Annotated in this window: 25 protein-coding genes and 2 pseudogenes; 11 read left to right on the top strand and 16 right to left on the bottom strand. The window is 68.9% G+C overall.

Going from position 1 to position 24,923, the window contains the following annotated elements; translation table 11 throughout:
• Window positions 1-149: 149 nt before the first annotated feature.
• From O159_RS14750 to purS, 6 genes are all read right to left on the bottom strand, one after another.
• Window positions 150-944, bottom strand: a complete 795-nt coding sequence (locus O159_RS14750; RefSeq protein ID WP_144267708.1) for a hypothetical protein — start codon at window positions 942-944, stop codon at window positions 150-152.
• Window positions 896-1,255: a hypothetical protein gene (locus tag O159_RS12210; RefSeq protein WP_021756086.1), complete on the bottom strand. Its 360-nt coding sequence runs from the start codon at window positions 1,253-1,255 to the stop codon at window positions 896-898. Before O159_RS12210 ends, O159_RS14750 begins: the two co-directional genes overlap by 49 nt.
• Window positions 1,256-1,602: 347 nt before the next feature.
• Window positions 1,603-1,968 (bottom strand): DUF3817 domain-containing protein, encoded by a 366-nt coding sequence (locus O159_RS12205; RefSeq protein WP_052323548.1) that lies wholly within the window; start codon window positions 1,966-1,968, stop codon window positions 1,603-1,605.
• Between the two features lie 34 nt (window positions 1,969-2,002).
• Window positions 2,003-2,251 (bottom strand): hypothetical protein, encoded by a 249-nt coding sequence (locus O159_RS12200; protein WP_144267706.1) that lies wholly within the window; start codon window positions 2,249-2,251, stop codon window positions 2,003-2,005.
• A gap of 69 nt (window positions 2,252-2,320) precedes the next feature.
• Window positions 2,321-3,019 (bottom strand): phosphoribosylformylglycinamidine synthase subunit PurQ, encoded by a 699-nt coding sequence (gene purQ / locus O159_RS12195; RefSeq protein ID WP_021756084.1) that lies wholly within the window; start codon window positions 3,017-3,019, stop codon window positions 2,321-2,323.
• Window positions 3,019-3,276 (bottom strand): phosphoribosylformylglycinamidine synthase subunit PurS, encoded by a 258-nt coding sequence (gene purS, locus O159_RS12190; RefSeq protein WP_169725704.1) that lies wholly within the window; start codon window positions 3,274-3,276, stop codon window positions 3,019-3,021. The genes purQ and purS overlap by 1 nt, the downstream gene beginning before the upstream one ends.
• 409 nt (window positions 3,277-3,685) lie before the next feature.
• On the opposite strand from purS, the gene O159_RS12185 reads away from it, so the two are divergent.
• The 6 genes from O159_RS12185 to O159_RS12155 all read left to right on the top strand — a co-directional run bounded on the left by O159_RS12185 (window position 3,686) and on the right by O159_RS12155 (window position 10,322).
• Window positions 3,686-4,834 carry a TIGR03364 family FAD-dependent oxidoreductase gene (locus tag O159_RS12185; protein WP_021756082.1) on the top strand — a complete coding sequence of 383 codons (1,149 nt, stop codon included), beginning with the start codon at window positions 3,686-3,688 and terminating at the stop codon, window positions 4,832-4,834.
• 30 nt (window positions 4,835-4,864) lie between these two features.
• Window positions 4,865-5,857 (top strand): HAD family hydrolase, encoded by a 993-nt coding sequence (locus O159_RS16040; protein ID WP_021756081.1) that lies wholly within the window; start codon window positions 4,865-4,867, stop codon window positions 5,855-5,857.
• A 108-nt stretch (window positions 5,858-5,965) separates the two neighbouring features.
• A complete protein-coding gene (locus O159_RS12170) occupies window positions 5,966-6,403 on the top strand; it encodes a helix-turn-helix domain-containing protein (protein WP_021756080.1) in 438 nt (145 codons plus the stop codon).
• An 87-nt stretch (window positions 6,404-6,490) separates the two neighbouring features.
• Window positions 6,491-7,075: a PadR family transcriptional regulator gene (locus O159_RS12165; protein ID WP_021756079.1), complete on the top strand. Its 585-nt coding sequence runs from the start codon at window positions 6,491-6,493 to the stop codon at window positions 7,073-7,075.
• A 29-nt stretch (window positions 7,076-7,104) separates the two neighbouring features.
• Window positions 7,105-8,808 (top strand): DHA2 family efflux MFS transporter permease subunit, encoded by a 1,704-nt coding sequence (locus O159_RS12160; protein WP_021756078.1) that lies wholly within the window; start codon window positions 7,105-7,107, stop codon window positions 8,806-8,808.
• A 326-nt stretch (window positions 8,809-9,134) separates the two neighbouring features.
• Complete coding sequence (locus tag O159_RS12155; protein WP_456237220.1) at window positions 9,135-10,322, top strand: IS30-like element ISLxc3 family transposase; 1,188 nt, start codon at window positions 9,135-9,137, stop codon at window positions 10,320-10,322.
• A gap of 64 nt (window positions 10,323-10,386) precedes the next feature.
• On the opposite strand, the gene O159_RS12150 is transcribed toward O159_RS12155, so the two are convergent.
• The 5 genes from O159_RS12150 to O159_RS16035 all read right to left on the bottom strand — a co-directional run bounded on the left by O159_RS12150 (window position 10,387) and on the right by O159_RS16035 (window position 15,310).
• Window positions 10,387-11,253, bottom strand: coding sequence for a VOC family protein (locus O159_RS12150; RefSeq protein ID WP_021756077.1), 867 nt, complete (start codon window positions 11,251-11,253; stop codon window positions 10,387-10,389).
• 66 nt (window positions 11,254-11,319) lie between these two features.
• Window positions 11,320-12,210: a phosphoribosylaminoimidazolesuccinocarboxamide synthase gene (locus tag O159_RS12145; RefSeq protein ID WP_043993778.1), complete on the bottom strand. Its 891-nt coding sequence runs from the start codon at window positions 12,208-12,210 to the stop codon at window positions 11,320-11,322.
• Between the two features lie 107 nt (window positions 12,211-12,317).
• The gene (gene purD / locus O159_RS12140; RefSeq protein WP_021756075.1) at window positions 12,318-13,571 is read right to left on the bottom strand and encodes a phosphoribosylamine--glycine ligase; all 1,254 of its coding nucleotides are present in this window, start codon (window positions 13,569-13,571) and stop codon (window positions 12,318-12,320) included.
• 46 nt (window positions 13,572-13,617) lie between these two features.
• Entirely contained in the window at window positions 13,618-14,805 is a 1,188-nt protein-coding gene (locus O159_RS12135) for an IS30-like element ISLxc3 family transposase (protein ID WP_456237220.1), read from the bottom strand.
• A gap of 184 nt (window positions 14,806-14,989) precedes the next feature.
• Complete coding sequence (locus O159_RS16035; RefSeq protein ID WP_236609596.1) at window positions 14,990-15,310, bottom strand: hypothetical protein; 321 nt, start codon at window positions 15,308-15,310, stop codon at window positions 14,990-14,992.
• Window positions 15,311-15,400: 90 nt separating this feature from the next.
• Between O159_RS16035 and O159_RS12130 the strand changes: the two are divergent.
• The 3 genes and pseudogenes from O159_RS12130 to O159_RS12120 all read left to right on the top strand — a co-directional run bounded on the left by O159_RS12130 (window position 15,401) and on the right by O159_RS12120 (window position 18,599).
• Window positions 15,401-17,525, top strand: a pseudogene (locus O159_RS12130) (MMPL family transporter).
• A 207-nt stretch (window positions 17,526-17,732) separates the two neighbouring features.
• The gene (locus O159_RS12125) at window positions 17,733-18,032 is read left to right on the top strand and encodes a hypothetical protein (protein ID WP_021756070.1); all 300 of its coding nucleotides are present in this window, start codon (window positions 17,733-17,735) and stop codon (window positions 18,030-18,032) included.
• Window positions 18,033-18,227: 195 nt separating this feature from the next.
• Window positions 18,228-18,599 (top strand): META domain-containing protein, encoded by a 372-nt coding sequence (locus O159_RS12120; protein ID WP_021756068.1) that lies wholly within the window; start codon window positions 18,228-18,230, stop codon window positions 18,597-18,599.
• Between the two features lie 23 nt (window positions 18,600-18,622).
• On the opposite strand, the gene O159_RS12115 is transcribed toward O159_RS12120, so the two are convergent.
• A complete protein-coding gene (locus O159_RS12115; protein WP_021756066.1) occupies window positions 18,623-19,798 on the bottom strand; it encodes a RimK family alpha-L-glutamate ligase in 1,176 nt (391 codons plus the stop codon).
• 233 nt (window positions 19,799-20,031) lie between these two features.
• Here O159_RS12115 and O159_RS12110 point away from each other — a divergent pair, with 233 nt between their 5' ends.
• A complete protein-coding gene (locus O159_RS12110; RefSeq protein ID WP_021756064.1) occupies window positions 20,032-20,517 on the top strand; it encodes an ATP-dependent zinc protease family protein in 486 nt (161 codons plus the stop codon).
• Window positions 20,518-20,613: 96 nt separating this feature from the next.
• Here the strand turns inward: O159_RS12110 and O159_RS12105 are convergent.
• The 3 genes and pseudogenes from O159_RS12105 to O159_RS12095 all read right to left on the bottom strand — a co-directional run bounded on the left by O159_RS12105 (window position 20,614) and on the right by O159_RS12095 (window position 23,811).
• Window positions 20,614-22,133, bottom strand: a pseudogene (locus O159_RS12105) (ATP-dependent DNA ligase).
• A gap of 15 nt (window positions 22,134-22,148) precedes the next feature.
• Entirely contained in the window at window positions 22,149-22,757 is a 609-nt protein-coding gene (locus O159_RS12100; RefSeq protein WP_021756062.1) for an HdeD family acid-resistance protein, read from the bottom strand.
• Between the two features lie 115 nt (window positions 22,758-22,872).
• A complete protein-coding gene (locus O159_RS12095; protein WP_021756060.1) occupies window positions 22,873-23,811 on the bottom strand; it encodes a cation diffusion facilitator family transporter in 939 nt (312 codons plus the stop codon).
• A 195-nt stretch (window positions 23,812-24,006) separates the two neighbouring features.
• On the opposite strand from O159_RS12095, the gene O159_RS12090 reads away from it, so the two are divergent.
• Window positions 24,007-24,210, top strand: a complete 204-nt coding sequence (locus O159_RS12090; RefSeq protein ID WP_021756058.1) for a cold-shock protein — start codon at window positions 24,007-24,009, stop codon at window positions 24,208-24,210.
• A gap of 437 nt (window positions 24,211-24,647) precedes the next feature.
• Here O159_RS12090 and O159_RS12085 read toward each other — a convergent pair whose 3' ends face one another.
• Window positions 24,648-24,920 (bottom strand): cupin domain-containing protein, encoded by a 273-nt coding sequence (locus O159_RS12085; protein ID WP_021756057.1) that lies wholly within the window; start codon window positions 24,918-24,920, stop codon window positions 24,648-24,650.
• Between the last annotated feature and the right edge of the window lie 3 nt (window positions 24,921-24,923).

Raw genomic sequence — 24,923 nt, 5'->3', positions numbered from 1 at the left:
CGACGAGGCCGGTGTTCGAGTTCGAGCTGGCGCTGGAACGGGCCGCGGTCGTTGCAGCTCCCAGAACTTCTCTGGTGGTGCAACGACCGCGAGAATCCCAGAATCGCTCCGGGCCGTTATGGTTGGTGTTCGACGGCAGGAAGAGGGTTTCAGTAGCTCAGAGTTATGGAGTCAGGGCTGGGGAACGTGACCTTGTAGCCGCATTGTGGCGAGACCGGGGTGTGTATCTCGGTCTCCCACGTTGGGGACACTGGTTCGTTAGCGATGTTGGTGAAACTGGTATTCGAAAATGTCAAATCGGTGCCGGGGAAATGAGAACAACGGGACACGCCGTAGGGCTCGAGCACTCCGCCGAATGTCCAGTTCATCGGGTATCCCCCGGAGGTGGTGGTGAGAGTGGCGGACTTTTTCGATCGCTGGTCGGTGACGGTGATCGTCCAGCTCGAGCACACGCCCGTGGATGGGTCGCAGCCCTGCCCGGACACGTCGCCGGTCACGGTGGTTCCGGTGATCAGGATGTTATCGCTGCCGTACACATTGCCGACGATGCAGCAGTTCCGGCTTGACGCGTACCATCCGTTGATGTTGCCGGAACCTGTCCAGGCAAGCACTGGCTGCATGATCGTGGCGGGTCCTTCTAGGTTCTGAAAGCCTGGGAAGAAGTAGACGTATTGCCTGCCGGGCTTCTTCGGGCCACGTGGAACATTCCACTCCTCGTGCAAAGAGCTCATCGGCCCCGTCGTGGCGTCTTGCGCATCCTCCAGCCATCCGTTGATTGTGGGCCGCTTCGGTCTGGACTGCGTGGTCGTTTGAGGCGAGAGGGCAGTGCCCGCCGGGCTGTAGTGGTTGTGCGTGCAGGCGCTGACGTGCGGTGCGGTGGAAATCTGCTGGGGAGTCACCGTGTCGACCACGCCCGTCGATAAAGGGGCGGCGGGGGCGCCCATGCCGCGGGGTTGGCGAGGCGCCGTTGTGCGGCTGACATCGTGACGATGGCCTCGGTGCCGCGGTCCGGCATGAGAAGCTGGTTCGCGGCGAGACGATAGACGCAACTCGGTGCGAAGAATCCGTCGGGAGTGGCGATGTAGTCAGCCGGCACGTTCGCTGGCCGCGTCGCGACCGCGACCTTGCCGCCGGGCGGAGACGATGGAGCGGCAAGCGCCCCGGCGACGGGCGTAAGAGCGAGAACCACCCCGGCTGCGACGACGCTGAAGAGGCGACGACAGGGGAACGCCTTCTTCGGAGGTTTCGTCATCATGGCAAACCCACCTCGAATCTTGTTTAGGATAACTTCTGTGCGCAGTATTGGGTTGCGGTACGCTTTACTGGATCAAAGCGTGCCTGTCAAGCCCCGGTCCGCGCTGACGCGGCGGTCGTGGGAAAGAAGCACGCCAGAGAGGTGGTGATCATCGAGCATCCCCATCCCCACCTCCCCGCATGCCACAGCCCCACCTCAGCCTCGACCCGTGAACGCGGAGGCAGCTAGGGAGGGCCGGGTCCGCGGAGCCAGCGGTCAGGACAGCTTCGGCGGCCCGATCAGCAGCAGCGCCACCATGATCGCCACGGCGAGGGCCGCCAGGGTTCCGGCCAGCACCGGGACGTGCGTCAGCATCCACCGGAACAGCCGGCCGAACCTCGTGTGGTCGCGAGGGTCTTCGGTGGCTGTCGTGCGCCAGCCCCCGTCCAGCCGCCCGAGCGGTCCGCCCAGAGGTCGAACGGCACGGTCGCGTACGGGACGATCGCGGTGACGACAGCGAGCACGATGAGCGGCAGGCGCCAGCGCTGGTTGACGTTGACGAGGGTGGCCACGATGGCGTACGAGAGGAACACGAAACCGTGGAGGGAACCGGCCACGACGACCGGCCAATCCCCGACTTTGACGGCGTATTTCAGCAGCATTCCCGCGAGGAGGAGCGTCCAGGTGGCGGCTTCCGCGATGGCGAGCGTTCGATAGAGGAGGCGAGGTGGCATGTTTCCAGCATCGCCGGAGCCGCGGCGGCGCGCATCACCCGAAAGTTGGAAGGCGCTGCGCGCGCGTCGGCGCTGTCGGCGGCTCCGCGAGCCGCACCCAGGTGACTGTCCCGTGCGCGTACACGGTCAGTGGCCGGTCGAGCCGCTGGGCGGCCTCTCGTGCGGCTGAGCGCCATTCGAGGGGCGAGATGTCGATGTCCTCCGCGCGCACCGTGACCGGGCCGGTCTGCAACTGCTGCATGAGGGTGCGGATGAGTGTCCTGCGTCCCGCCGTGTCGTCCATGCCCTCAGTCAACGCCGCCCGGAAGAGCGCCGCTAGTCCCTTCGCCCGAAGGGCGGCCATGGCTCCCGGCTACACTTCCACCAGCGTCGAGCGGACGACCGAGGTGAAGAAGGCGAGTCCGTCCGTGCCGGAGCGCATCGCCTGGGCGGTGTCCGGTCCGAAGCCCAGCTCGACCGCGTGCTCGGGGTGGGGCATGAGCCCGACGACGTTGCCGCGATCGTTGCGGACGCCGGCGATGTCGTTGAGGGAGCCGTTGGGGTTGACGCCCCGGTAGCGGAAGACCACCATCCCTTCGCCCTCGAGCCGTTTCAGCTCCTCGGCGGAGGCGATGAAGCCGCCCTCGCCGTTCTTGAGCGGGATGACGATCTCCTGGCCGCGCTCGAAGCCGCCCGTCCAGGGGGTGTCCGTGTTCTCGACGGTCAGCGACTGGTCGCGGCGGATGAAGTTCCCGTGGTCGTTGCGGATGAGACCGCCGGCCACGAGATGGGCCTCGGCGAGCATCTGGAAGCCGTTGCAGACGCCGAGGACCGGCATCCCCTTGCCCGCGGCCTCCAGGACCTCGGTCATGATCGGCGACAGGCTCGCGATGGCTCCACAGCGCAGATAGTCGCCGTAGCTGAACCCGCCCGGCAGCATCAGGGCGTCGACCCTCTGCAGATCGTGGTCGCCGTGCCAGAGGGCGACCGGCTCGGCGCCGGCGAGACGGACGGCGCGCAGCGCGTCGCGGGCGTCGAGCGAGCCGGGGAAGGTGATGACGCCGATGCGCATCAGGCGTCCTCGTGCGGATAGTGGATGCCCACTACGTCCTCGATCACGGAGTTGGAGAGGATGTCGTTCGCGATCTCCTCGACCGCGGCGCGCGTGGCGTCGTCGATCGGGCCGTCCACGGTCAGCTCGAAGCGTTTGCCGACGCGGACCGAGGAGAACGCTCCCTTCCCGGTGCGGGTGAGCGCCGCGGCGACGGCTTTCCCCTGCGGGTCGAGCAGTTCGGCCTTGGGCATGACTTCAACAACGATCGTCGACAAAGGGTGATCTCCGCTCACTCGCGCATGGGGACGCACCGATTCTACCGTGGGGCCGGAGCTGGTCGGACCGGCCCCCGCCGGCCCCGCCCGCACTCCTGCGGCGGTCGCCCGCCGTTCACCTTCCGGTTACCCGGGCTTCCCGCCGCTGTCGTCCCCGTCCCCTACCGTGGTGCGCATGGCTGAGAACGCGCGCGCTGTCGAGGGGCGGGGCTTGACGAATCCGTGCGCCGACGGTCCCCGGGGCCGTCGGCGGTGGCGGGAGCGGCCCCTCCCCGGACAGCGTGGCGCGCGTCGCGGCGTGGAACGAGGTGTTCGCGTTCGTCCTCGCGATCGGGCGACGGCCTTCCCCGTGGAGGTCGTCGCCGTCTGGATGCGGAAGGCGACGCGCTGAGGCGCGGAAGGAGTCGGCATGGGAAGGCACTACGATCTGGCGGTGGTCGGCGGGGGCGTCGTCGGCCTGGGGCACGCCGTGGCGGCGCTCCGGCGCGGGCTGACGGTCGCCGTCATCGAGCGGGCGCGGGGTGTGAACGGCGCTTCGATCCGCAACTTCGGGCACCTGTGCGTCACCCCGCAGGAGGGCGAGGCGCGCACCTATGCCGAGCTCGCGCGGGAGCTGTGGCTGATGCTCGCCCCGGAGGCCGGGTTCTGGCTGCGCGAGTCCGGGACGGTCGTCGTCGCCCAGGCGGCGGACGAGCTCGCCGTGCTCGAGGAGTTCCGCGACCGCCGCGGAGTCCAGGATGTGCGGCTGCTGACGCCCGCGGAGGTGCGCGAGCGCGTCCCGGCTGGCGGCGGTGTCGTCGGCGGCGCGCTGCTGCCCGCCGATCTGCAGGTGGACCCGCGCGAGGCCGCGCCGGCGATCGCCCGCTGGCTGGACGCGCACGGCGTCGACTTCTTCTGGCAGACCACCGTGACCGGCGTGGAGACCGGGCGCGTGTACACCTCGCGCGGGCGGGTCTCCGCCGATGCGGTCGTCGTCGCTGTGAACCACGATGTCGATCAGCTGTTCCCCGGCATCGCGGAGGCACACGGCATCCTGCGCTGCGGTCTCGACATGATGCTCGTGGACGCCGACCTCGACCGGCCGCTCTCCGCGCCGGTGCTGACGGGCTGGTCGCTGCTGCGGTACGGCGGGTTCGCGGCGACCCCGAGCGCACCGGTGGTGCGCGAGCGGCTGGCTGAGGCGCATCCCGAGCTGGCGGCGCTGGATGTGAACCAGATGTACACCCAGCGCCCGGACGATTCGCTGATCGTCGGCGACACGCATTACCGCGACGCGGATGTGCCGCCCTTCCAGTCCGAACCGGCGTTCGAACTGCTGCTGGAACAGACCCGCGCGCTGTTCGGCGTCGAGCGCCTGCGGGTGCGCGAGCGCTGGCAGGGCGTCTACGCCTCCGCGCCGGACGATTTCCTGGTCGCCTCGCCCGCTCCATCCGTCCGAGTGGTCTCGGTGACCACGGGCATCGGGATGACGACCGGCCTCGGCCTCGCCGATCGGGTCGTGGACGACCTCTTCTCCTCCGTTCCGCGGGTCCCGGTCCCGGCGGCCCCGCTCCGCTAGCCGGCACTCCCCGCACAGAAAGGCCACACCATGACCCCTGACGGTCTCATCACCAGCGAGTTCGACGATGCCGCGACCATCGACGACGAAACCGACGACCTCGATGTCGACGACCTCCAGCTCGTCGTGCTCGACCTGGCCGGGACGACGGTCGTCGACGGCGCGCTGGTGGAGCGGGCCTTCGAGCGCGCCGCCGAAGCCGCGGGCATCGCCGGGTCTGCCGCCGACTCCGCCCGCGCCCGTGCCTTCGTCCGCGAGACGATGGGGCAGCCGACGATCTCCGTCTTCCGCGTGCTCACCGTCGACGAGTACCAGGCGCAGCACGCGAACGCCGTGTTCGGGTCCGCCTACGTCGAGCTTGCCGCAGAGGAGGGCCTCCGTCCCGTCCCGGGCGCCGAGGAGCTCATCCGCCGTCTCCGCGCGATCGGCGTCAAGGTCGCCCTCATCACGGGCTTCTCACGCGCGACCAAGGACGCCGTGCTCGACGCGCTGGGCTGGCGCGACCTCGCCGACTTCGCCCTCAGCCCCGCCGAGGCGGGCCGGGGCTGTCCCTCCCCCGACCCGAAGCGCCGTGAGGCGGCTCTCGCGTTCGGTGCTGTCGCCGTGGCCGATCCCGGGGTCTCCGCTGAGGGCCTGGGAGGCTCGCTGGCGGCTTTCGTGAAGGCCGGCGGGCGCGGTGCGGCGCCGACGATCGCACTCGAGTTCACGGGGGCGCCGTTCGCCCTGCGCTCTCTCTTCGGGATGCTGGACGTCGGCGGCATCCTGGTGCTCGTCGGCTCCGTCGGCCCTGCCGGACCGTCTGCCGAACGGCCGCTGCTGCCGGAACAGCTCGCGCGCCGGCTGCTCACTGTTCGCGGTGTGCATGATTACGCGCCGCATCACCTGGAGCAGGCCGTCCGTTTCCTCGCCGGCGAGGGGCGAGGATACCCGTTCGAGGAACTGGTGGGCGCGGTTTTCCCGCTGGCTGAGGTGGACGCCGCGCTCGCCTGCTCGGAGTATCCGCGGGTGGCCGTTCGGCCCTGACGCGGCCCGGAGGAGCGCTTCGATCTCTGTCATATCTGTTAACAGATAAGTTAATAACAAGATTTTTGATAGTGATCGTCCCATGATGGTCTCATGGTGCGTCGGCGAATGTCGGAGACCTCCTCCCTCCCTGATCGTGCGATTGGCTTCCTCGCGGTGGTCGCGTGTACGCCGAACCGTGCCGCGGTGCTGCGCTATCTGCTGACGCATCCCGAAGGCGCGTCCAGCGTCGACATGGGCGCCGCTCTGCGGATGTCGACCACCGTGGCCCTCTCCCATCTGATCGACCTCGAGGATCTCGGCGTGGTCGACTGCAGTGCGAGCCGGCTCGCGAGCGGACGGCGTCAGCGCAGCGGCGTCTACCGGTTGAAGGTGCGGGGATTCTCGGCCGAGGAATTGGCCGCGCTCCAGGTCCTCACGGGGATCGGCGCCGCGACGGTGCTCGCGAGAGCGGACCTCGACGATTTCACTCCGCTGGAGCTCATAGCCGAAGCGCACCGGCGGCTGTTCGAGGAGCGGGGCGGGGAGCCCGGCGAACCCGCTTGACATCATGATCACTCCATGCGTACTATTCCATTCGGAATAATCATTCATTCAATACTTTTCCCGCCAACCGCCGACCACCCAGGACCCATGCCCCGTACCCCTGCGCTCACCTCCCTCGCCGTCGCCGCGCTCGCGCTGCTCGCCGAGGGGCCGACGCACCCGTACGAGATGTACCAGACGCTCATGCAGCGCTCGGAGAACCGGCTGGTCAAGGTCCGTCCCGGCTCGCTCTACCACACCGTCGACCGGCTGGCCTGGCAGGCTCTGGTGCGGGCGACCGGGACCGAGCGCGAGGGCAACCGGCCCGAGCGCACCACCTACGAGATCACGGAGAAGGGGACGCTGGCGCTCGCTGAGCGCGTGGCCGAGATCCTCGGCACGCCGGTCAACGAGTTCCCGGAGTTCCCGCTCGGTCTCGGGGAGGCGCACAATCTGCCCCTCGAGACCGTGATCGCGCTCCTGCGGAAACGGGTCGGTCTGCTCCGCGCCGACATCGCCGTGCTGGACAACGCGATCGACACCGTGCGGGCGAAGGGGCTGCCTGTCAAGTACTGGATGGATGTGCGCTATCTGCGCACGATGGCGGAGGCCGACGTGGCCGCCCTCGATGCCCTGATCGACGACCTCGTCTCGGGAGAGCTCTCCTGGGACGAGGAGAAGCACCACCCCTGAACCTCCCGAACACAACAGAAAGACTTCTCATGGAACGCGAATGGAAGCCCTGGCCCGCCCTCTGGGCGCTGGTCATCGGATTCTTCATGATCCTCATCGACACCACCATCGTCTCCGTGGCGAACCCGTCGATCATGAAGGGGCTGAACCTCGGCACCGACTACAACGCGGTCATCTGGGTGACGAGCGCCTACCTGCTCGCCTACGCCGTGCCGCTCCTCATCACCGGTCGTCTCGGCGACCGCTTCGGCCCGAAGAACATCTACCTGATCGGCCTCGTGATCTTCACTCTCGCCTCCGCCTGGTGCGGGTTCTCCGGAGATATGCCGGGGGGCGGCATCGGGATGCTGATCACCGCCCGCGTCGTCCAGGGACTCGGCGCGGCGCTGATGACGCCGCAGACGATGGCCGTCATCATCCGCATCTTCCCGCCGGACCGCCGCGGCGCAGCGATGGGCCTGTGGGGCGCGGTCGCCGGCGTGGCGACGCTCGTCGGCCCGCTGCTCGGCGGCGTCCTGGTCGACGCGCTCGGCTGGGAGTGGATCTTCTTCATCAACCTCCCGGTCGGTGTCGTCGCGTTCGTCCTCGCGCTGCGGCTGGTCCCGGCGCTGCCGACGCACTCGCACCGGTTCGACATCCTCGGTGTCGTGCTCTCGGCGGCCGGTATGTTCCTGCTGGTGTTCGGCATCCAGGAGGGCGGCACCTACGATTGGGGCGTCATCTGGGGCCCGATCAGCGTGTGGGGTCTGATCGTCGCCGGCATCGTCGTCTTGATCGGCTTCGTCGTCTGGCAGGCCCTGAACAAGAGGGAGCCGCTGCTGCCGCTCACCCTGTTCAAGGACCGCAACTTCTCGCTCTCCAACGGCGCGATCACGGCCGTCGGCTTCGCCGTGACCTGCATGGCGCTGCCGCTGGTGTTCTACTTCCAGACCGTCCGTGGCCTCACCCCCACCCAGTCGGCCCTGATGCTGGCGCCGACCGCCGTGTTCTCCGGTGCGCTCGCGCCGGTGATGGGAAAGCTGATCGACAAGATCAACCCGAAGTTCATCGCCACCCCGGGCCTGGTGCTGTTCGGGCTCGCGCTGTTCCTCTACTCGCAGATGCTGAGCCCGGACGTGAACATCGGGCTGCTCCTCATCCCGAGCGCCCTCCTCGGGATCGCGATGTCCGGCGTGTGGGGGCCGATCTCGGCGACCACCACCCGGAACCTTCCGCTGAGCCAGGCCGGAGCCGGTTCCGGCGTCTTCAACACCACCCGCCAGGTCGGCGCGGTGCTCGGCAGCGCCTCCATCGCCGCCCTCATCTCCGGCCGCCTCGCGGTCGATCTGCCGAAGCTCCCCGGCGGCGCGAGCGCGAGCGGGGCGACGACCGGGACGGAGCTGCCGGCCTTCCTGCACGCCGGGTTCACGCAGGCGATGTCGGAGTCGCTGCTGCTGCCCGCTGCTGTCGCCGTCCTCGGTGCGCTGTTCGTGGTCTGGTGGGAGAAGCCGCGCCCGCCGGCCTGGGGACCGCGTGCCGCAGGAGCAGGCAGCGGCGCCGGCAAGGACGCGGGTGCGGACACCGGCGAGCCGGAGTCCGTCACAGCCGGAGCCGCCGCTGGCGCCGCGCCGCACGGATCGCACGCTTCGGAGGCTCCTGTGGACGCCGTGCGCCACGGCGTCCACGCGGCCGAAGTGCCCGCGCCGGACGAGGACGGTCACCGCGGAATGCATGCCGCTCCCGCCGAGCGCTGAGCGTCCCGCTTCCGGTAAGGCCCCCTCGCGAGGGTCTTGGGTTCTAACGGTCGTTGCAACACCTGGACTTTCTGGGAGTTGTAACGACCGTGGCCCGTTTAAGGAGCTATTCGAGGGATCGACGCTGTTTCACGCAGGCTGATAAGGACGCGTTCTTCGCGTTGTTCGAGGCGTGTGGGAGCATCACGATCGCGGCGCGTGAGTTGGGGTTCAACCCGGCGACCTGCGGGACGTGGGTATGGAAGGCCGGCCTGCGCAGCCAGGGGAAAACCGGGACTGGTCCGCATCCAGGAAAGGAACGCTACTTCCAGTTGCGACGCGATGGCATCTCGCGTCGCGAAGCAGCGGCTGCCGTCGGGGTGAACATCCGCACGGCACGGGATTGGGATAACGGTGTCCGGAAGACCGCTCATCGCCGCTATTACCCAGATGGTCGGGTCGTCGATTACAAAACAGGTATGACGACGTTTCTTGACGGCACCGAGACAATCTCGCCGGCGGCGATCTTTCAGCTGGAGAGGAAGCTCGATCCGCGGTTCCTTTCGCTGGAGGAACGTGAGCAGATCCGGGATCTCCTCCGCGATGGGTTGTCACTGCGGAGCATCGCCGCCCAGCTGCGGCGGTCGCCATCCACGATCAGTCGGGAAATCTCCCGGAACCGGTCCTCGACCGGGATCTATCACCCCTTCGCAGCACATCGCTACTCGGCGAAGCGTCGCCCACGGCCAAAGCCGCGAAGACTGGTGACAGAGCTGCGGTTGCGTGCTTTCGTTGAGTCGAAGCTGGCGTTGCGGTGGTCTCCCGAGCAGATCACTCGAGCCCTGATCCGTCAGTTCCCGGACGACGTTGGGATGCGAGTGGCGACCGAGACGATCTACCAGACGCTCTATCTCCAAGGACGCGGCCAGCTGCGCCGTGATCTCGCGACAGCGCTGCGTACCGGGCGCGCACGTCGCCGACCGAACCGGGGAACCAACGCACGTCGTTCGCGGTTCGTCGACCCGATGCTCATGATCTCCGAGCGCCCCGCTGAGGTCGCTGATCGTGCTGTTCCAGGGCATTGGGAAGGCGATCTCATCATCGGCGCTGACCACGCCAGCGCGATCGGCACCCTCGTCGAGCGAACCACCAGGTTCGTGATGCTCGTCCACCTCCCGACCGACCACGCTGCCGAGACCGTCCGCGATGGCCTCATTCGGACGATGAGCGGCCTGCCGGCCGAACTGAAGAAGTCGCTGACCTGGGACCAGGGTGCGGAGATGGCCGCCCACAAGACGTTCACGATCGCCACCGACATGGACGTCTACTTCTGCGACCCAGCCTCGCCCTGGCAGCGCGGTTCTAACGAGAACACGAACGGGTTGCTGAGGCAGTACTTCCCGAAGGGCACCGACCTCTCACAGCACTCGCCCGCGGACCTTGCCCGAGTCGCACACGAACTCAACACCCGCCCACGCAAAACGCTCGGCTGGGAAACCCCAGCCCAGCGCCTCGCTAAACTACCTACCAGCTAATCGTCGTGTTGCAACGACCACTAGAATCCGCCGGTTCGCGAGGGGGCCTTCGGCTTCGGCCGGATCAGGCGACCACGCGCACCGCGTTCGCCCACGGGTCTTCGAAGGAGACCGTCCGGCCGTCGTCGCGGGTGGGCACGCCGTAGTGCTGCATCCGCTCCGTCAGCGCGCCCAGATCGTCCCGGCCGGGCACGCGGATCTCGACCTCGCCGAGTCCGAGTGCGAGGCCGCGCCGTCCTGCGCCGCGACTGTTCCAGGTGTTCATCCCGAGGTGGTGATGGTAGCCGCCGGCGGAGACGAAGAGCGCCGAATTCCCGAACGTGGCCGTCACCTCGAACCCGAGGCGCTCGGCGTAGAACTCACGCGCCGACGCCAGATCACCGATGGAGAGGTGGATGTGGCCGACGGCCGCCTCCCCGAACGGTGTCGCGCCCTCGGCCAGGGCGGCCCCGCGCTCGGTGAGATGTTCCTGCAGGAATTGGTTCGGGTCGATGAACAGCCTGTCCATCTCGACCTGTCCGTGCGTCCAGCTCCACTGGCTCCGGTCGCGGTCCCAGTACAGCTCCACCCCGTTGCCTTCGGGGTCGGTGAAGTAGAACGCTTTGCTCACGAGGTGGTCGGCGCTGCCGGTGAAGGTCCCCGGTGCGTGCCGTGCGACGGAGTGGACAGCAGCCGCCAGCGCCTCCTCGCTGTCGAAGAGGATCGCTGTGTGGAAGAGCCCCGCCTCCCCCGGTCCCGCGTGCCGGAGCTCCGGCGCGTGCTCCAGGATGACGGCGGGGACGCTCCCCCGGCCGAGGACGACCCGTTCGCCCTCGGCGGTGAGCACGGAGAGGGTGACGGCATCGCGGTAGTAGGCGGTCAACGTGTCCAGGTCGGCGACCCGGAGCGTCACCGCACCCATCGTGGAATCGGCGGGGAGGAGTTCGGCCATGCGCGGTGCAACGTGGGAGGCACCGCGGAAATTTCGCGTCCCGCAGGTCAGGTCAGGGCAGGGCCGTCAGGCCCCGGTCAACCGCTCCACGAGCGCGCGGTAGCGCCCGGCCGTCCGCTCCACGATCTCCGCGGGCAGCACCGGGGGCGTTCCCGTCCTGTCCCAGTTCGCCGCCAGCCAGTCGCGGACGATCTGCTTGTCGAAGCTCGCCATCCGCTCCTTCGGCGTGCGGCCGTCACTGGCCGCCGCCGCGTCCCAGTATCGGCTGGAGTCGCTCGTCAGCACCTCGTCGGCGAGCGTGATCTCGCCGGTCTCGCGGTCGGCCCCGAACTCGAACTTCGTGTCGGCGATGATCACGCCCCGCTCCTCCGCGATCGCCGCGCCGCGCCCGTAGACGGCAAGCGACAGCTCCCGCAGCCTCTCGGCCGCCTCGGCGCCCACCAATTCGACGGTGCGCTCGTAGCTGATGTTCTCGTCGTGCTTCCCGAGCGGCGCCTTCCAGGCCGGGGTGTAGATCGGCTCCGGCAGCCGGTCGCCGTCGGCGAGCCCGGCCGGCAGCGGGAGGCCGCACACGCTCTGACTCTCCTGGTACTCCCGCCATCCGCTTCCCGTCAGGTAGCCGCGGACCACGCACTCGATCGGGAACATGTCGAGCGGCTTCACCAGCATCGACCGCCCGGAGACCGCGGCGGGGATGCGCTCTCCGACGCGTTCGCCCTCCAGGGTGTGATCCGGGATCAGATGGTTGTGTACGTCCAGCCGATCGAACCACCACAGACTCAGCGTGGTCAGGAGCTCGCCTTTGCCCGGGATGCCCGGCTCGAGGACGTGGTCGAAGGCGCTGACGCGGTCGCTCGCGACCACGAGCACGGTGTCGGCGTCGTTCAGCCCCTCGGCGGCCTCCGGCACGAAAAGGTCCCGCACCTTCCCCGAATACACACGCTTCCACCCCGGCATTTCCCTCACCCCCCCATCCTAGGCTTCCCCCGCTTCAGCCGCCGCTTCCTCACTTCTTCCGCCGAAACGCCGGAAAATCCCGGAAGAACTGAGGAATGGATGGCTGGTTAGGCGCGGGCGGCGATGTCGGTGCGGTACTGGGAGCCGTCGAGGCGGATGCGGGAGAGGGCGTCGTAGGCGCGCGTGCGGGCGTCGGCGAACGTGGCGCCGCGCGCGACGACCGACAGGACGCGGCCACCGGTCGCCAGGAGGGCGCCGGTCGCCTCGTCGCGGGCGGTGGCGGCGTGGGCGATGGTCACCTCCGGGACGGCGGCGGCTTCCTCCAGCCCGGCGATCGGCCGGCCGGTGCGCGGGGACTCCGGGTAGCCCTCGCTCGCCAGCACGACGGTCACGGCGGTGTCGGGCGCGAACTCGGGACGCGGCATCCCGGACAGTGTGCCGGTCGCGGCGGCGAAGAGCAGGGTCGAGAGCGGGGTCACCAGCCGCGGGAGGACGACCTGCGTCTCGGGGTCGCCGAAGCGCGCGTTGAACTCGATGACCCGGATGCCCGTCGCGGTGACGATGAGACCGCAGTAGAGCAGTCCGATGAACGGCGTCTGCTCGGCCGCGAGCTGGCGCACGGTGGGCAGGGCGACGGTGTCGATCACCTCGTCCACGAAGGTCTCCGGGAGCCAGGCTAGCGGCGAGTAGGCGCCCATCCCGCCGGTGTTGGGGCCAGCGTCGTCGTTGAGCAGGCGCTTGTAGTCCTGCGCCGGGCTGAGCGGGAGCACGGTGTGGCCGTCGCTCACGAGGAAGAGGGAGACCTCCTCGCCGTCCAGGAACTCCTCGACGAGGACGCTGCCGTGCGTGAGGTAGCGCTCCGCGTGGGCGAGCGCCGCCTCCCGGTCCTCCGTGACGATGACGCCCTTGCCGGCTGCCAGCCCGTCGGCTTTGACGACGTAGGGCGCGCCGAACTCGTCCAGGGCGCTTCCGGCCTCGGCCAGGGTGGCCGCTCGCACGGCCCGGCCGGTGGGGACGCCCGCTTCGTCCATGATCCGCTTCGCGAAGGTCTTGGAGCCCTCGAGCTGAGCGGCCGCCCGTCCCGGGCCGAAAACCGGGATGCCGTGCGTGCGCAGCGGATCGGCCACGCCCGCGACCAGCGGAGCCTCGGGGCCGATGACGACGAGCTCGAAGCCGTTCTCGATCGCGAACGCGGTGACGGCCGCGCCGTTCAGCGTGTCCAGACCCGGCTCGACCGCTACGTCGGCGGCGATGCCCGCGTTGCCGGGGGCAGCCACGATCTCGTGGCCGGCCCGCTCCGCCAGGAGAGCAGTGATGATGGCGTGCTCGCGGGCACCGGAACCGAGGACCAGAATCTTCACGCCCCCATGCTAGAGGCGGATTCTAGTGGTCGTTGCAACACGACGATTAGCTGGTAGGTAGTTTAGCGAGGCGCTGGGCTGGGGTTTCCCAGCCGAGCGTTTTGCGTGGGCGGGTGTTGAGTTCGTGTGCGACTCGGGCAAGGTCCGCGGGCGAGTGCTGTGAGAGGTCGGTGCCCTTCGGGAAGTACTGCCTCAGCAACCCGTTCGTGTTCTCGTTAGAACCGCGCTGCCAGGGCGAGGCTGGGTCGCAGAAGTAGACGTCCATGTCGGTGGCGATCGTGAACGTCTTGTGGGCGGCCATCTCCGCACCCTGGTCCCAGGTCAGCGACTTCTTCAGTTCGGCCGGCAGGCCGCTCATCGTCCGAATGAGGCCATCGCGGACGGTCTCGGCAGCGTGGTCGGTCGGGAGGTGGACGAGCATCACGAACCTGGTGGTTCGCTCGACGAGGGTGCCGATCGCGCTGGCGTGGTCAGCGCCGATGATGAGATCGCCTTCCCAATGCCCTGGAACAGCACGATCAGCGACCTCAGCGGGGCGCTCGGAGATCATGAGCATCGGGTCGACGAACCGCGAACGACGTGCGTTGGTTCCCCGGTTCGGTCGGCGACGTGCGCGCCCGGTACGCAGCGCTGTCGCGAGATCACGGCGCAGCTGGCCGCGTCCTTGGAGATAGAGCGTCTGGTAGATCGTCTCGGTCGCCACTCGCATCCCAACGTCGTCCGGGAACTGACGGATCAGGGCTCGAGTGATCTGCTCGGGAGACCACCGCAACGCCAGCTTCGACTCAACGAAAGCACGCAACCGCAGCTCTGTCACCAGTCTTCGCGGCTTTGGCCGTGGGCGACGCTTCGCCGAGTAGCGATGTGCTGCGAAGGGGTGATAGATCCCGGTCGAGGACCGGTTCCGGGAGATTTCCCGACTGATCGTGGATGGCGACCGCCGCAGCTGGGCGGCGATGCTCCGCAGTGACAACCCATCGCGGAGGAGATCCCGGATCTGCTCACGTTCCTCCAGCGAAAGGAACCGCGGATCGAGCTTCCTCTCCAGCTGAAAGATCGCCGCCGGCGAGATTGTCTCGGTGCCGTCAAGAAACGTCGTCATACCTGTTTTGTAATCGACGACCCGACCATCTGGGTAATAGCGGCGATGAGCGGTCTTCCGGACACCGTTATCCCAATCCCGTGCCGTGCGGATGTTCACCCCGACGGCAGCCGCTGCTTCGCGACGCGAGATGCCATCGCGTCGCAACTGGAAGTAGCGTTCCTTTCCTGGATGCGGACCAGTCCCGGTTTTCCCCTGGCTGCGCAGGCCGGCCTTCCATACCCACGTCCCGCAGGTCGCCGGGTTGAACCCCAACTCACGCGCCGCGATCGTGATGCTCCCACACGCCTCGAACAACGCGAAGAACGCGTCCTTATCAGCCTGCGTGAAACAGCGTCGATCCCTCGAATAGCTCCTTAAACGGGCCACGGTCGTTACAACTCCCAGAAAGTCCAGGTGTTGCAACGACCGTTAGAACCCAAGCTACCGCATCGGAACATTCGCGGCTCAGCGCGCGTGGCGTGTGATCGTCGCCTGGATCGTGGTGCTCGGGATCGCGGTCGGCGGCTTCCTCATCGGCTTCAAGGGGCTCTCCACCGCCTTCGACGTGCCAGGGACGGCCCTGGGAGCGGTCGTCGACGAACTCACGAAGAAGCTTCCGGATTATGCGGGCGCGGCCGGCACCGTCGTCTTCCACGCCGACGGCGGCGAGGCGCTGGACGCCGGCCAGCGCGCCGCGATCAGCGACCTCGTGGCGAGCGCCGAGGGGCTTCAGGATGTGGCCACGGTGGTCGACCCGTTCGCGACCGAGGCCCAGCGCGCCGAGCAGCGGAAACAGCTGAGCGACGGCTCAGCGCAGCTGGATGCCGCCCAGCGGCAGTTCGACGCCGGGCAGGCCCAGCTCGATTCGGGCAAGGCGCAGGCGGCGGCGCAGGCTCAGCTCGACGCCGCGCGCAAGCAGCTGGAGGCCGCCCGGGATGCCGACCGCTTCCCTCGACGCGCAGCAGGCCCAGCTCGACGCGGGCGCGGCCGAGCTCGCGGCCCAGCAGAAGAAGCTGGACGACGGCGCGGCCGAACTCGCCTCCAAGCGGACCGAGCTGCAGCGGGGCGCGGAGCTGATGAAGCTCGCCGACGGCATCCGCGTCGTGTCGGCGGATGGCTCCACCGCGCTGGTCAACGTCGCCTTCACCGAGCAGAGGCTCGAACTCCCGGAAGCGGCGAAGCAGGGCGTCATGGACCACTTCGAGTCGAAGCGCATCGATGGAGTCACGTCTCCTTCTCGACGGACATCGCGCAGGGCGTGCCGCAGATCGTCGGCGCCGGGGAGGCTGTCGGCGTCGTCTTCGCGGCGATCGTGCTCGGCTCGCTCGTCGCGACCGCGCTGTTCGGGGTCGGTGTCGCCGCGCTCGGATCGCTCGCGTTCTCGGGCGTCGTGGACATGGCGTCCGTGACCCCTGTGCTCGCGATCATGCTCGGCCTCGCCGTCGGCATCGACTACTCCCTCTTCATCGTGAAAACGGCACCGGCGCCAGCTGCTCGAAGGAGCCGACCCGGTCGAGTCGGTGGGACTCGCGAACGGCACCTCCGGGAACGCCGTCGTCTTCGCCGGGACCACGGTCGTGGTCGCGTTGCTCGCGCTCAACGTGACCGGCGTCCCGTTCCTCGGGCTGATGGGAACGGTCGGCGCGGTCGCGGTCGTGCTCGCGGTTCTCATCGCGGTCACCCTGACGCCGGCGCTGCTCGGCCTGCTTGGGATGCGCGTCCTCACCAAACGCGCCCGAGCCAAGGCCGGCAGCGTCCACGTCGACGACACCAAGGCCAAGCCGATGTCGACGTGGCGGGCGGTCATCACCGTGGTGGCGAGCGTCGTCGGGCTGCTGATCGTCGCCATCCCGGCCCTGTCCATGCGCGTCGGGCTGCCGGACGGGTCATCGGAGCCTGTCGGCTCGACCACCTACAACGCGTTCCAGCAGACCGCGGCGTCGTTCGGAGACGGTGCGACCGGGCCGCTGCTTGTCACCGCCGATGTCCCGGCCGGCCTCGCCGACGGGAAGGCGACGGCGACGCAGCTCGCCATCGCGCGCACGCTGGCCGATCAGAAGGATGTGACGGCCGTCGCCCCGATCGCCGTCTCGGACGACCACCGGCTGATGGCGTTCCAGGTCGTCCCGGCCGAGGGGCCGAACAGTGTGTCCACCGAGAAGCTGGTGCGTGCGCTGCGCGAGCTGCCCCCGGTGGAGGGCGACATCCACCTCGGCGTCTCCGGCCAGACGGCGATCAACCTCGACATCTCGGCCAACCTCGCGGACGTTCTGCCGCTCTACCTGCTCGTCGTGGTCGGGCTGTCCCTGCTGATCATGGTGCTGGTGTTCCGGTCGCTGCTGGTGCCGCTGATCGCGACCGGCGGGTTCATCCTGTCGCTGTTCGCGACCTACGGGGCGATCACGGCGCTGTTCCAGTGGGGCTGGGGCGCGGACGCGCTCGGCATCCACACCGGGCCTATCCTGAGCTTCCTGCCCGTCATCCTGGTCGGCATCCTGTTCGGGCTCGCGATGGACTACCAGCTCTTCCTCGGCTCGGGGATGCGCGAGGCGTGTGCGCACGGAGCACCGGCTCGACTGGCCGTGGCGAAGGGCTTCCGGGCCGGGCGGACCGTCGTCGTGGCCGCAGCGCTCATCATGATCTCGGTGTTCGGCGGCTTCATCTTCAGCGACTCGACCATGATCCGGTCCATCGGATTCGGGCTCGCCTTCGGTGTCCTGGTCGACGCTTTCGCGGTGCGGATGCTGCTCATGCCCGCCTTGATGCACCTTCTCGGACGCTCGGCCTGGTGGCTGCCGCGCTGGCTCGACCGTCTCCTCCCGAACGCCGATGTCGAAGGCGCCGCCCTCGAACGCCGCCACCACCGCTGATCCCGTTCGGTCCCCGTGCTTTTTCCGAGCGGAGGGCTCGGCGTGGCCGGGACAGCTTCTCCAAAGATCATGACCATGATTTCAAAGGCTTTCCCCCGAGGACCGGCTCGACAAGGAAGCGGTCGCCGACCAGGCGATCGCGGAGCACGGAAAGATGAGGGACTTTGGTCTCTTTTGGAGCGAGCGCGATCATGCCATCATCGCCTCATGAAGGATTCTCATAGCAATGAGATTGCTGAGCCCGCATCCGCATACGGTCCGGGTCGCGCGCCCGCAGGCATCCCCCTGACCCTTCGACTCGGCGAGCGCGAGTTCGCCTCGCTGGTGCGCATCGCCCGCGCGCGCGAGACCACGGCGGCTGCCCTGGTCGAACAGCTCGTGCTGCACGCTCTGAGCCGTACGGATGTTCCGCCCGCCGTGGACTCGCGCCCCGCGCGCAGGCACACCACCTACGATCAGGCCGTGGCCGCTTTCCGCTCCGACACCAGACCCGCCGCCGGCGCCTGAGCGGACCCCGCTCGTCCCCCGCCGGACCGGTGCGCGCCCCAGAACACGCGCCGGGGCCCCGAACGAGCGTCCGACGCACACGATGCCCGCCCAGGGCACGAGTCCCCGTGCGCATGCCGAGATCCTGTAGTGCGCGGTCGCCTCCCGCCCGCTATTCTCGGGCCAAGGCGACCGCCGCGATGACAAGGGGACGATATGGGCACTGGGAAATGGCTTCGGGCGGGAGCGCTCGGTCTCGCCGCGGTCTCGCTCCTCGCCGGGTGCGCGGGGAACCCGGGCAGCGCCGCGCTGGCGGGGAGCTGGGGGTCGAGCGCCGCGGGCAAACCCAATCTCACCATCCAGAGCGACGGTTCGTTCTCCGGCTCCGACGGCTGCAACCGGCTGATGGGCAAGGGCTCGATCGACGGCGACTCGATCTCCTTCGGCCCGATCGTGAGCACGCGGATGGCGTGCGAAGGGGTCGATGAGTGGCTCGACAAGGCCGCCAGAGGAACGGTCGCCGGGAGCACCCTGACGGTCTACGACGACAAGGGCGGCAAGATCGGGACCCTCGACAAGTCGGACTGACGGCAGGGCACGTCGGCCCCGGCTCAGGCCACCGGCAGTTTGCGCACCTTCGTCCGCCGTTTGCGACGGTCCGGGATCATCGACCGCATCTCCTCCAGCTTCCCGAAGCAGAGCAGACGGTCGCTCGGTTCCAGCATCACGCCGCTGCGCGGGTTCGGGATGACAGAGCTGCCGCGGTGCAGCGTCAGCACGGTGATGTCCCGGTCCCAGAGGCCGGACTCCTTGATGGTCTTGCCCACCAGGTCCGCGTTCGTGTGAACGAGCAGCTCGGCCACTCCATAGCCGGTCGAGACGCTGAGGCGCTGCCGCACGTCGATCTCCGGGAAGGCGACTTGGTTGTCGATGAAGTCGATGATGGCACCGGCCACATCCAGCCCGGTCGCGCGTTCGATGCCCTCCAGGCCCGGGGAGGAATTGCCCTCCATGACGAGCGGGCCGTCGTTGCCCTCGAGCATGTCGACACCGGCGACGCGCAGGCCCATGATCTGCGCGGACCGGACGGCCGCCTCCTCGTACTCCGGCGTCAGCGTGACTTTCTCGACGGTGCCGCCGCGGTGGATGTTCGAGCGGAATTCGTCGCCGCACGCGATGCGGCGCATGGCGGCCACCACCCGGTCGCCCACGACGAGCGCGCGGATGTCGCGGCCCCGGCTCTCCGAGATGAAGCTCTGGATGAGGACGTTCTGCTTCGTCGAGTGCAGTGTCTCGATGATCGACTCCGCGATCTTCGCTTCGGGCGCGAGGATGACGCCGATGCCCTGGGTCCCCTCCAGCAGCTTGATGACGACGGGCGCTCCGCCGACCCGCTCGATAGCCATGCGCACATCGGCGCGGCCGTTCACGAACGCGGTGGGCGGCATGCCGATGTTGTGGCGGGAGAGGATCTGGTTGGCGCGCAGTTTGTCGCGCGAGTTGGTGATGCCGTTCGCCGTGTTGGGCGTGTACACATCCATCTGCTCGAACTGGCGCACGACGGCGGTGCCGTAGTAGGTGATCGAGTTGCCGATGCGGGGCAGCACGGCGTCGTAGTCGGACAGCAGCCGGCCGCGGTAGTGCAGATCGGGCTCGTCCTCGGAGAGGTCGATCGCGAAACGCAGCGTGTTCAGCACCTTAGCCGTGTGCCCGCGAGCGCGTGCGGCCGCCCGCAGGCGCTGCGTCGAGTACGCCCGGGGGGCGCGCGAGAGGATGGCAAGTTTCATCGAGGCTCCTGCGGAGAGGGGTGTCGGCGGCGGCCCTCCATCTAAACATCCCGGCGGCGCGGCCCGCTATCGTCGTTCATCGGCTCTTTCCTGTTCGCCGGGACGACACCCTGGCGGGAGCGGACGAGGGGCGAAGAGTCCCGCCCCGCGCACGCGCCCCTGCGCCGCGACGCGCTGGCGGGCGGCATCGTCCGGTCAGCTGCCGGAGGCCGATCGCCTGTCAAGATAGGGGCATGCCCGCCGAATCCCCCGCCAGCCCCGTGCCCGGTGTCACTGTCGCCGGCTGGCGCGAGTGGGCCGGCCTGTCCGGGCTCGGCATCCCGTGGATCAAGGTCAAGCTCGACACGGGGGCTCGCAGCTCCGCGCTGCACGCCTTCGACCTCGAAGAGCTGCCGGGCGACCGGGTGCGCTTCACCGTGCATCCCTGGCAGGACTCGGAGGCGGACGCGGTGGGCGTCGAGTGCGCCGTCCACGATCGACGCTTCGTGCGCAGTTCGTCCGGTCACACCGAGGAGCGCGTCGTCGTGCTGCTCGAGCTGAAGCTCGCGGGTCGCACGGTCGTCGCCGAGACGACGCTCAGCAATCGCGACCAGATGGGGTTCCGCATGCTGGTGGGCCGCGAGGCGCTCCGGCAGGGGTTCGTGGTCGACCCTGGCCGCTCCTTCCTGGCCGGGCGCGCACCGCGGGAGGTCCGTCGACGCAATCGCGGTCGGTCGTAGCGGTCGCTCAGGCCCGCCGGAGCCCAGAACGCGCCAGCCGTTGCCTCCCCCGCTGGATGGTCTCTTCCCTCGGTCTTGTCCGTCCCGGCCGGCGCACTACGTCCGGAGCAGGGCACGCAGGGCGCCGATTGTATCCGCTTCGGCGGCCGGCTTGTCGTCCCGGTAGCGCTTCACGCGTGCGAACCGCAGCGCCAGGCCGCCCGGATAGCGGCTGGAGCGCTGCACGCCGTCGATCGCGATCTCCACGACCGTCACCGGCTCCACCCATAAGGTGCCGGGCGTCCGCCGCACCTCGATCTCCGGGAACCGCCGCGTCTGCCAGCGCAGCAGATCGTCCGTGAGTCCTTTGAAGGTCTTGCCGACCATGACGAACCCGCCCTGTTCGCCGAACTCGCCCTCCGGGCCGAGCGCGCCGAGGTGGATGTTGGAGAGCAGCCCCTGCCGCCGCACCGACCCCCACTCGCACGCGAGCACGACCAGGTCGTAGGTGTGCGCCGGCTTCACCTTGATCCAGTCCGAACCGCGCCGCCCGGCGGTGTAGACCGAGCCGATCGCCTTCACCACGACACCCTCCTGCCCGGCCGCGAGCGCCTCCCTCGACACACGCTCGGCGACGGCCGGGTCGTCTGTGACCGCGCCGGGGATGCGCCGGTCGCCGGCCACCCGCTCCAGTTCCCGCAGCCGCGTCGAGAGCGGCTCGTCGAGCAGGTCGCGGCCGTCGAGGTGGAGGATGTCGAAGAACCAGGGGTGCAGCGCCGCTTCCCCCGCTGTCTCGCTGCCGAACCGCGACATCGTCTCCTGGAAGGGTCTCGGGGCTCCGTCCTCGTCCAGCGAGAGGGTTTCGCCGTCCAGGATGAGATCGCGCGCGGGCATGCGCCGCACCGCCTCGACGACCTCGGGCACGCGGTGCGTGATGTCCGCGAGGCTGCGCGTGTACACCCTGATCTCGTCCCCGCGGCGGTGCGCCTGGATGCGCGCACCGTCGAGCTTGTGCTCGATCGAGGCCGTGCCCGTCGTCGCGAGCGCCTCGGCCGCCGTCGGGGCGGAAGCCGCGAGCATGGGGAGGACGGGCCGGCCCACGATGAGCCCCACCGCGTCCAGCTTCCCCGGCTCGTCGGTCAGCGCGAGGCGGGCGGTCTCACCGGGATCGCCCGAGAGCATCGCCGCCCGGCGGACACTCGCGATCGGCCGGCCGCCCGAGAGATCGCCTCCAGCAGCACACCGTCCAGCGCGCCCGTGCGCATCTCGCCGAGCAGCACCCGCACGAGCAAGTCCTGTTCGCCCTCGGTCGCCCGTTCCGCGAATTCCCGCAGCTCCCGTGCCCGCTCGCCGCCGGACCCCGCGCCGGAGACGGCGGCCAGCCGATCCAGCAGGGCGTCCAGATCGTGGACTGTCAGCGACGGCTCGGCCGCCGGCGTGCCGAGCGCCGCCCGTGCGCCGCGCCAGCCGACGCCCACCCGGCCTTGCCGCGGCCGGCCGAGCACGAATCCGACGGTGGGGGCGATCTCCTCGGAGCCGAGGTCGCGCAACAGGTTCGCGAGGGCGTCGACCTTCGCCAGCCGCGAGCGTGTCGCGGAGACGGTTCCGAGCGTTGTGACGATCCGGTCCAGCAGCACGGAACCAGTGAACCCCTAAGGTGCGGTCGTGGCGACCCCGCGGCCGAACGAGAAGGCCCGCACGATCTGGGCGATCCCGAGCACGATCAGGCTGATCCCGGCGAGCAGGAACAGCACCACGATCCCCCAGAGCGGGCTGAACAGCAGCACGATCCCGGCGACGATGCTCAGGATGCCGAAGAAGACGCCCCAGGCTCGCGAGCCCGGTGCGCCGATCTGGGCCAGGGCGACGGCGCCCTCCACGATCCACGCGATGCCGACCAGGATGCCGAGGAAAACCCCCAGGAACGCGGCCGTGGCCGCGATGTTCGCGAACGCGAGGATCGCGCCGACGATCAGCAGCGCGCCGAAGACGATGTCCAAGGCCCGCGCGCCGCTGCCGATGCCTTTGGCGAAGACGCCGACGCCGAGATAGGCGATGCCGGAGACCAGCAGCGAGATGGCCAGCAGGATGGTCAGCCCCGCCGCCGCGGAGCGCGGCCAGAAGACGATGACGATGCCGGCGATCAGCGCGACGGCGCCGCTGACGCCCAGCGCGATCCGGACGCTGTTGACGGCTTTCTTCGCCATGTCGTCGCTGTTGAGGGAGAACGAGGAGAAACCGGACGGTTGAGTGGTCGACATCGGGGGGTCCTTCCCTGGACGGATGATCGACGCTATCGCCGCCGCTGCTGTGCTGTCCAGAACATCGGTCCTCGGCGTGTCGCATTCCGGGGGCGGAGCGCGGCTCCCACCGCCGCTATTCGTGCCCGCGCTGTTCGTGCTGACTGTGCTGTGGCGGCTCGAATTGGAACGTCGAGTGCTCGACGCTCACCTCGAAGTGCGTGGCGACGCACTCTTGCAGCTTGTGGAGCAGAACCGGGAGCCGCCCGTTCTCGAACGACTCCGGCTCCACGATGACGTGCGCCGTGAGCACCGGCAGCCCTGTCGCGATCTGCGTGGCGTGCAGATCGTGGACCTCCCGCACGTCCGGCACGTTCAGGATGTGGTCGCGCACCGAATCCAGGTCGAGCCCCGGCGGGGTCGATTCGAGGAGCACGTTCGTCGTCTCGCGCAGCAGCCTGAACGCGCGCGGCAGGATGAGCGCCCCGATCAGGAGCGCCGCCAGCGAGTCGGCGCCGCCCCACCCCGTGACCGCGATCAGCACGGCCGCCACGATCACCGCGACCGACCCGATCGCGTCGTTGAGCACTTCGAGGAAGGCGGCGCGCAGATTGAAGTTCTCCCGGCGGCTGGAGGCTAGCACCAGCAGGGAGGCGGCGTTCCCCACGAGTCCGATGACACCGAACACCAGCAGCTCGCCCGAGGGGACCTCTGGCGGCTCGAACAGCCGCCGGACGCCCTCGACGATCACGAACGCCCCGACCGCGAGCAGCACCGCCGCCTGGGCGGTCGCCGCCAGCACCTCTGCGCGCCGGTAGCCCCAGGTGCGCCGGCTGGTCGCCGGGCGCGTGCTGAGGAAGGATGCGACCAGAGCCATCGCGAGTCCGCCGACATCGGTCAGCATGTGGCCGGCGTCGACGAGCAGCGCGAGCGAGCCGGTGAGGACCGTTCCCGCGATCTCCGCGATCAGAATGACCGCGGTGATGCCCAGGGCGATGCCGAGACGGATGCGATGCCGCCGGGCTCCCTCGCCGAACGCGGGTGCGGGGCCGCCGTGGTCGTGATCGTGCGCCATCCTGTGCCTCCCTCCGGGCCGTTTCACCGGTTCGCCACGTCAGTCTACGAAACGTCTCCGACGGCGTTCTCGCCGCCGGGTCGATCTCAGTGGTGCATCTGGGCGCATCTGGGACTACGGTTAACATTGGTTAACAGCGGCCGAGGTGGCGAAACACGCCGACCCGGACCCAAACCCGAGATGAGAGAAGAGACGATGGCTATCGGCACCGTGAAGTGGTTCAACGCAGAGAAGGGGTACGGCTTCATCGCCCCCGACGACGGCTCGGTCGACGTCTTCGCCCACTTCCGCGAAATCCAGACCCAGGGCTTCCGCACCCTCGAGGAGAACCAGAAGGTCGAGTACGAACTCACCCAGGGCCCCAAAGGGATGCAGGCTTCCAACATCCGCACCGTCTGACAAGACGGCTTGGATTCGGCGAGGGCCGGTCAGCTGTTCATCGGCTGATCGGCCCTCGCGCTGTCAGCGCCTCCGGCCGGGCGCCGTCTCTGGGCGTTTCAACGGCGGCGCATCATCGTCTGCGCACCACGGGGGTTCCTCGCGGCGGGGTCTCCCTCGGGGCGGCGAAAGCGGAGGGGAACTCGGCAGAAGAAGGTTGCGATCTCCTCCTTTTCCTGCCGGCAAGCGGCGTGCCGGCTCTCCTCCCCTCCTTTTCCGTTCCTCGCTTTTGGCGGCGTTTCGATCTGTCCGCAGCCCCGGGCCTTCGCTCAGCCCGCGTACTCCGCATCGGTCACCTGCTCGGCCCACTCGGTCTCCGGTCCGTCCTGCCCCTCGCCGAGCGCCTCCCACATCGCGAGGTGCTCCATGAAGTGCTCCGGCGCCGCGCCATGCCAGTGCTACTCGCCCGGCGCAGTGACAACGGTCTCCCCGGGGTACACTTCGATGACCTCGCCGCCGCGCGCCTGCATCAGCGCCACCCCCTGCGTCACATGCAGGGTCTGCCCGTTCGCGTGCCGGTGCCAGGCCGTCCGTGCGCGCGGCGCGAACCGCACGAGGTTCACGCGCAGCCGCGAGGGCGTCTCCCCGGCAGCGATGATGTCGAAGTGGACATCGCCGGTGAAGAGCTCCTGCGGTCCTCTGGCCGTCGGCGTCTTCCGCTGTCGTCGCATGGT

The sequence above is a fragment of the Leifsonia xyli subsp. cynodontis DSM 46306 genome (assembly GCF_000470775.1).
Taxonomy (GTDB): Bacteria; Actinomycetota; Actinomycetes; order Actinomycetales; family Microbacteriaceae; genus Leifsonia; species Leifsonia cynodontis.
This window is presented reverse-complemented; position numbering and strand designations above follow the sequence as displayed.

Bases quoted from the DNA above. Each gene is read 5' to 3' on its own strand.
- O159_RS12125 (WP_021756070.1), top strand. From the start codon at position 17,733: ATGAAGGATTCTCATAGCAATGAGATTGCTGAGCCCGCATCCGCATAC.
- O159_RS12200 (WP_144267706.1), bottom strand. From the start codon at position 2,251: ATGGACGACACGGCGGGACGCAGGACACTCATCCGCACCCTCATGCAG.
- O159_RS12170 (WP_021756080.1), top strand. From the start codon at position 5,966: ATGTCGGAGACCTCCTCCCTCCCTGATCGTGCGATTGGCTTCCTCGCG.
- O159_RS12150 (WP_021756077.1), bottom strand. From the start codon at position 11,253: ATGGCCGAACTCCTCCCCGCCGATTCCACGATGGGTGCGGTGACGCTC.
- O159_RS12120 (WP_021756068.1), top strand. From the start codon at position 18,228: ATGGGCACTGGGAAATGGCTTCGGGCGGGAGCGCTCGGTCTCGCCGCG.
- O159_RS12160 (WP_021756078.1), top strand. From the start codon at position 7,105: ATGGAACGCGAATGGAAGCCCTGGCCCGCCCTCTGGGCGCTGGTCATC.
- O159_RS12145 (WP_043993778.1), bottom strand. From the start codon at position 12,210: ATGCCGGGGTGGAAGCGTGTGTATTCGGGGAAGGTGCGGGACCTTTTC.
- O159_RS14750 (WP_144267708.1), bottom strand. From the start codon at position 944: ATGGGCGCCCCCGCCGCCCCTTTATCGACGGGCGTGGTCGACACGGTG.
- O159_RS12110 (WP_021756064.1), top strand. From the start codon at position 20,032: ATGCCCGCCGAATCCCCCGCCAGCCCCGTGCCCGGTGTCACTGTCGCC.
- purQ (WP_021756084.1), bottom strand. From the start codon at position 3,019: ATGCGCATCGGCGTCATCACCTTCCCCGGCTCGCTCGACGCCCGCGAC.
- O159_RS12165 (WP_021756079.1), top strand. From the start codon at position 6,491: ATGCCCCGTACCCCTGCGCTCACCTCCCTCGCCGTCGCCGCGCTCGCG.
- O159_RS12090 (WP_021756058.1), top strand. From the start codon at position 24,007: ATGGCTATCGGCACCGTGAAGTGGTTCAACGCAGAGAAGGGGTACGGC.
- O159_RS12185 (WP_021756082.1), top strand. From the start codon at position 3,686: ATGGGAAGGCACTACGATCTGGCGGTGGTCGGCGGGGGCGTCGTCGGC.
- O159_RS12210 (WP_021756086.1), bottom strand. From the start codon at position 1,255: ATGATGACGAAACCTCCGAAGAAGGCGTTCCCCTGTCGTCGCCTCTTC.
- O159_RS12205 (WP_052323548.1), bottom strand. From the start codon at position 1,968: ATGCCACCTCGCCTCCTCTATCGAACGCTCGCCATCGCGGAAGCCGCC.
- O159_RS12100 (WP_021756062.1), bottom strand. From the start codon at position 22,757: ATGTCGACCACTCAACCGTCCGGTTTCTCCTCGTTCTCCCTCAACAGC.
- O159_RS16040 (WP_021756081.1), top strand. From the start codon at position 4,865: ATGACCCCTGACGGTCTCATCACCAGCGAGTTCGACGATGCCGCGACC.
- O159_RS12115 (WP_021756066.1), bottom strand. From the start codon at position 19,798: ATGAAACTTGCCATCCTCTCGCGCGCCCCCCGGGCGTACTCGACGCAG.
- O159_RS12085 (WP_021756057.1), bottom strand. From the start codon at position 24,920: ATGCGACGACAGCGGAAGACGCCGACGGCCAGAGGACCGCAGGAGCTC.
- O159_RS12095 (WP_021756060.1), bottom strand. From the start codon at position 23,811: ATGGCGCACGATCACGACCACGGCGGCCCCGCACCCGCGTTCGGCGAG.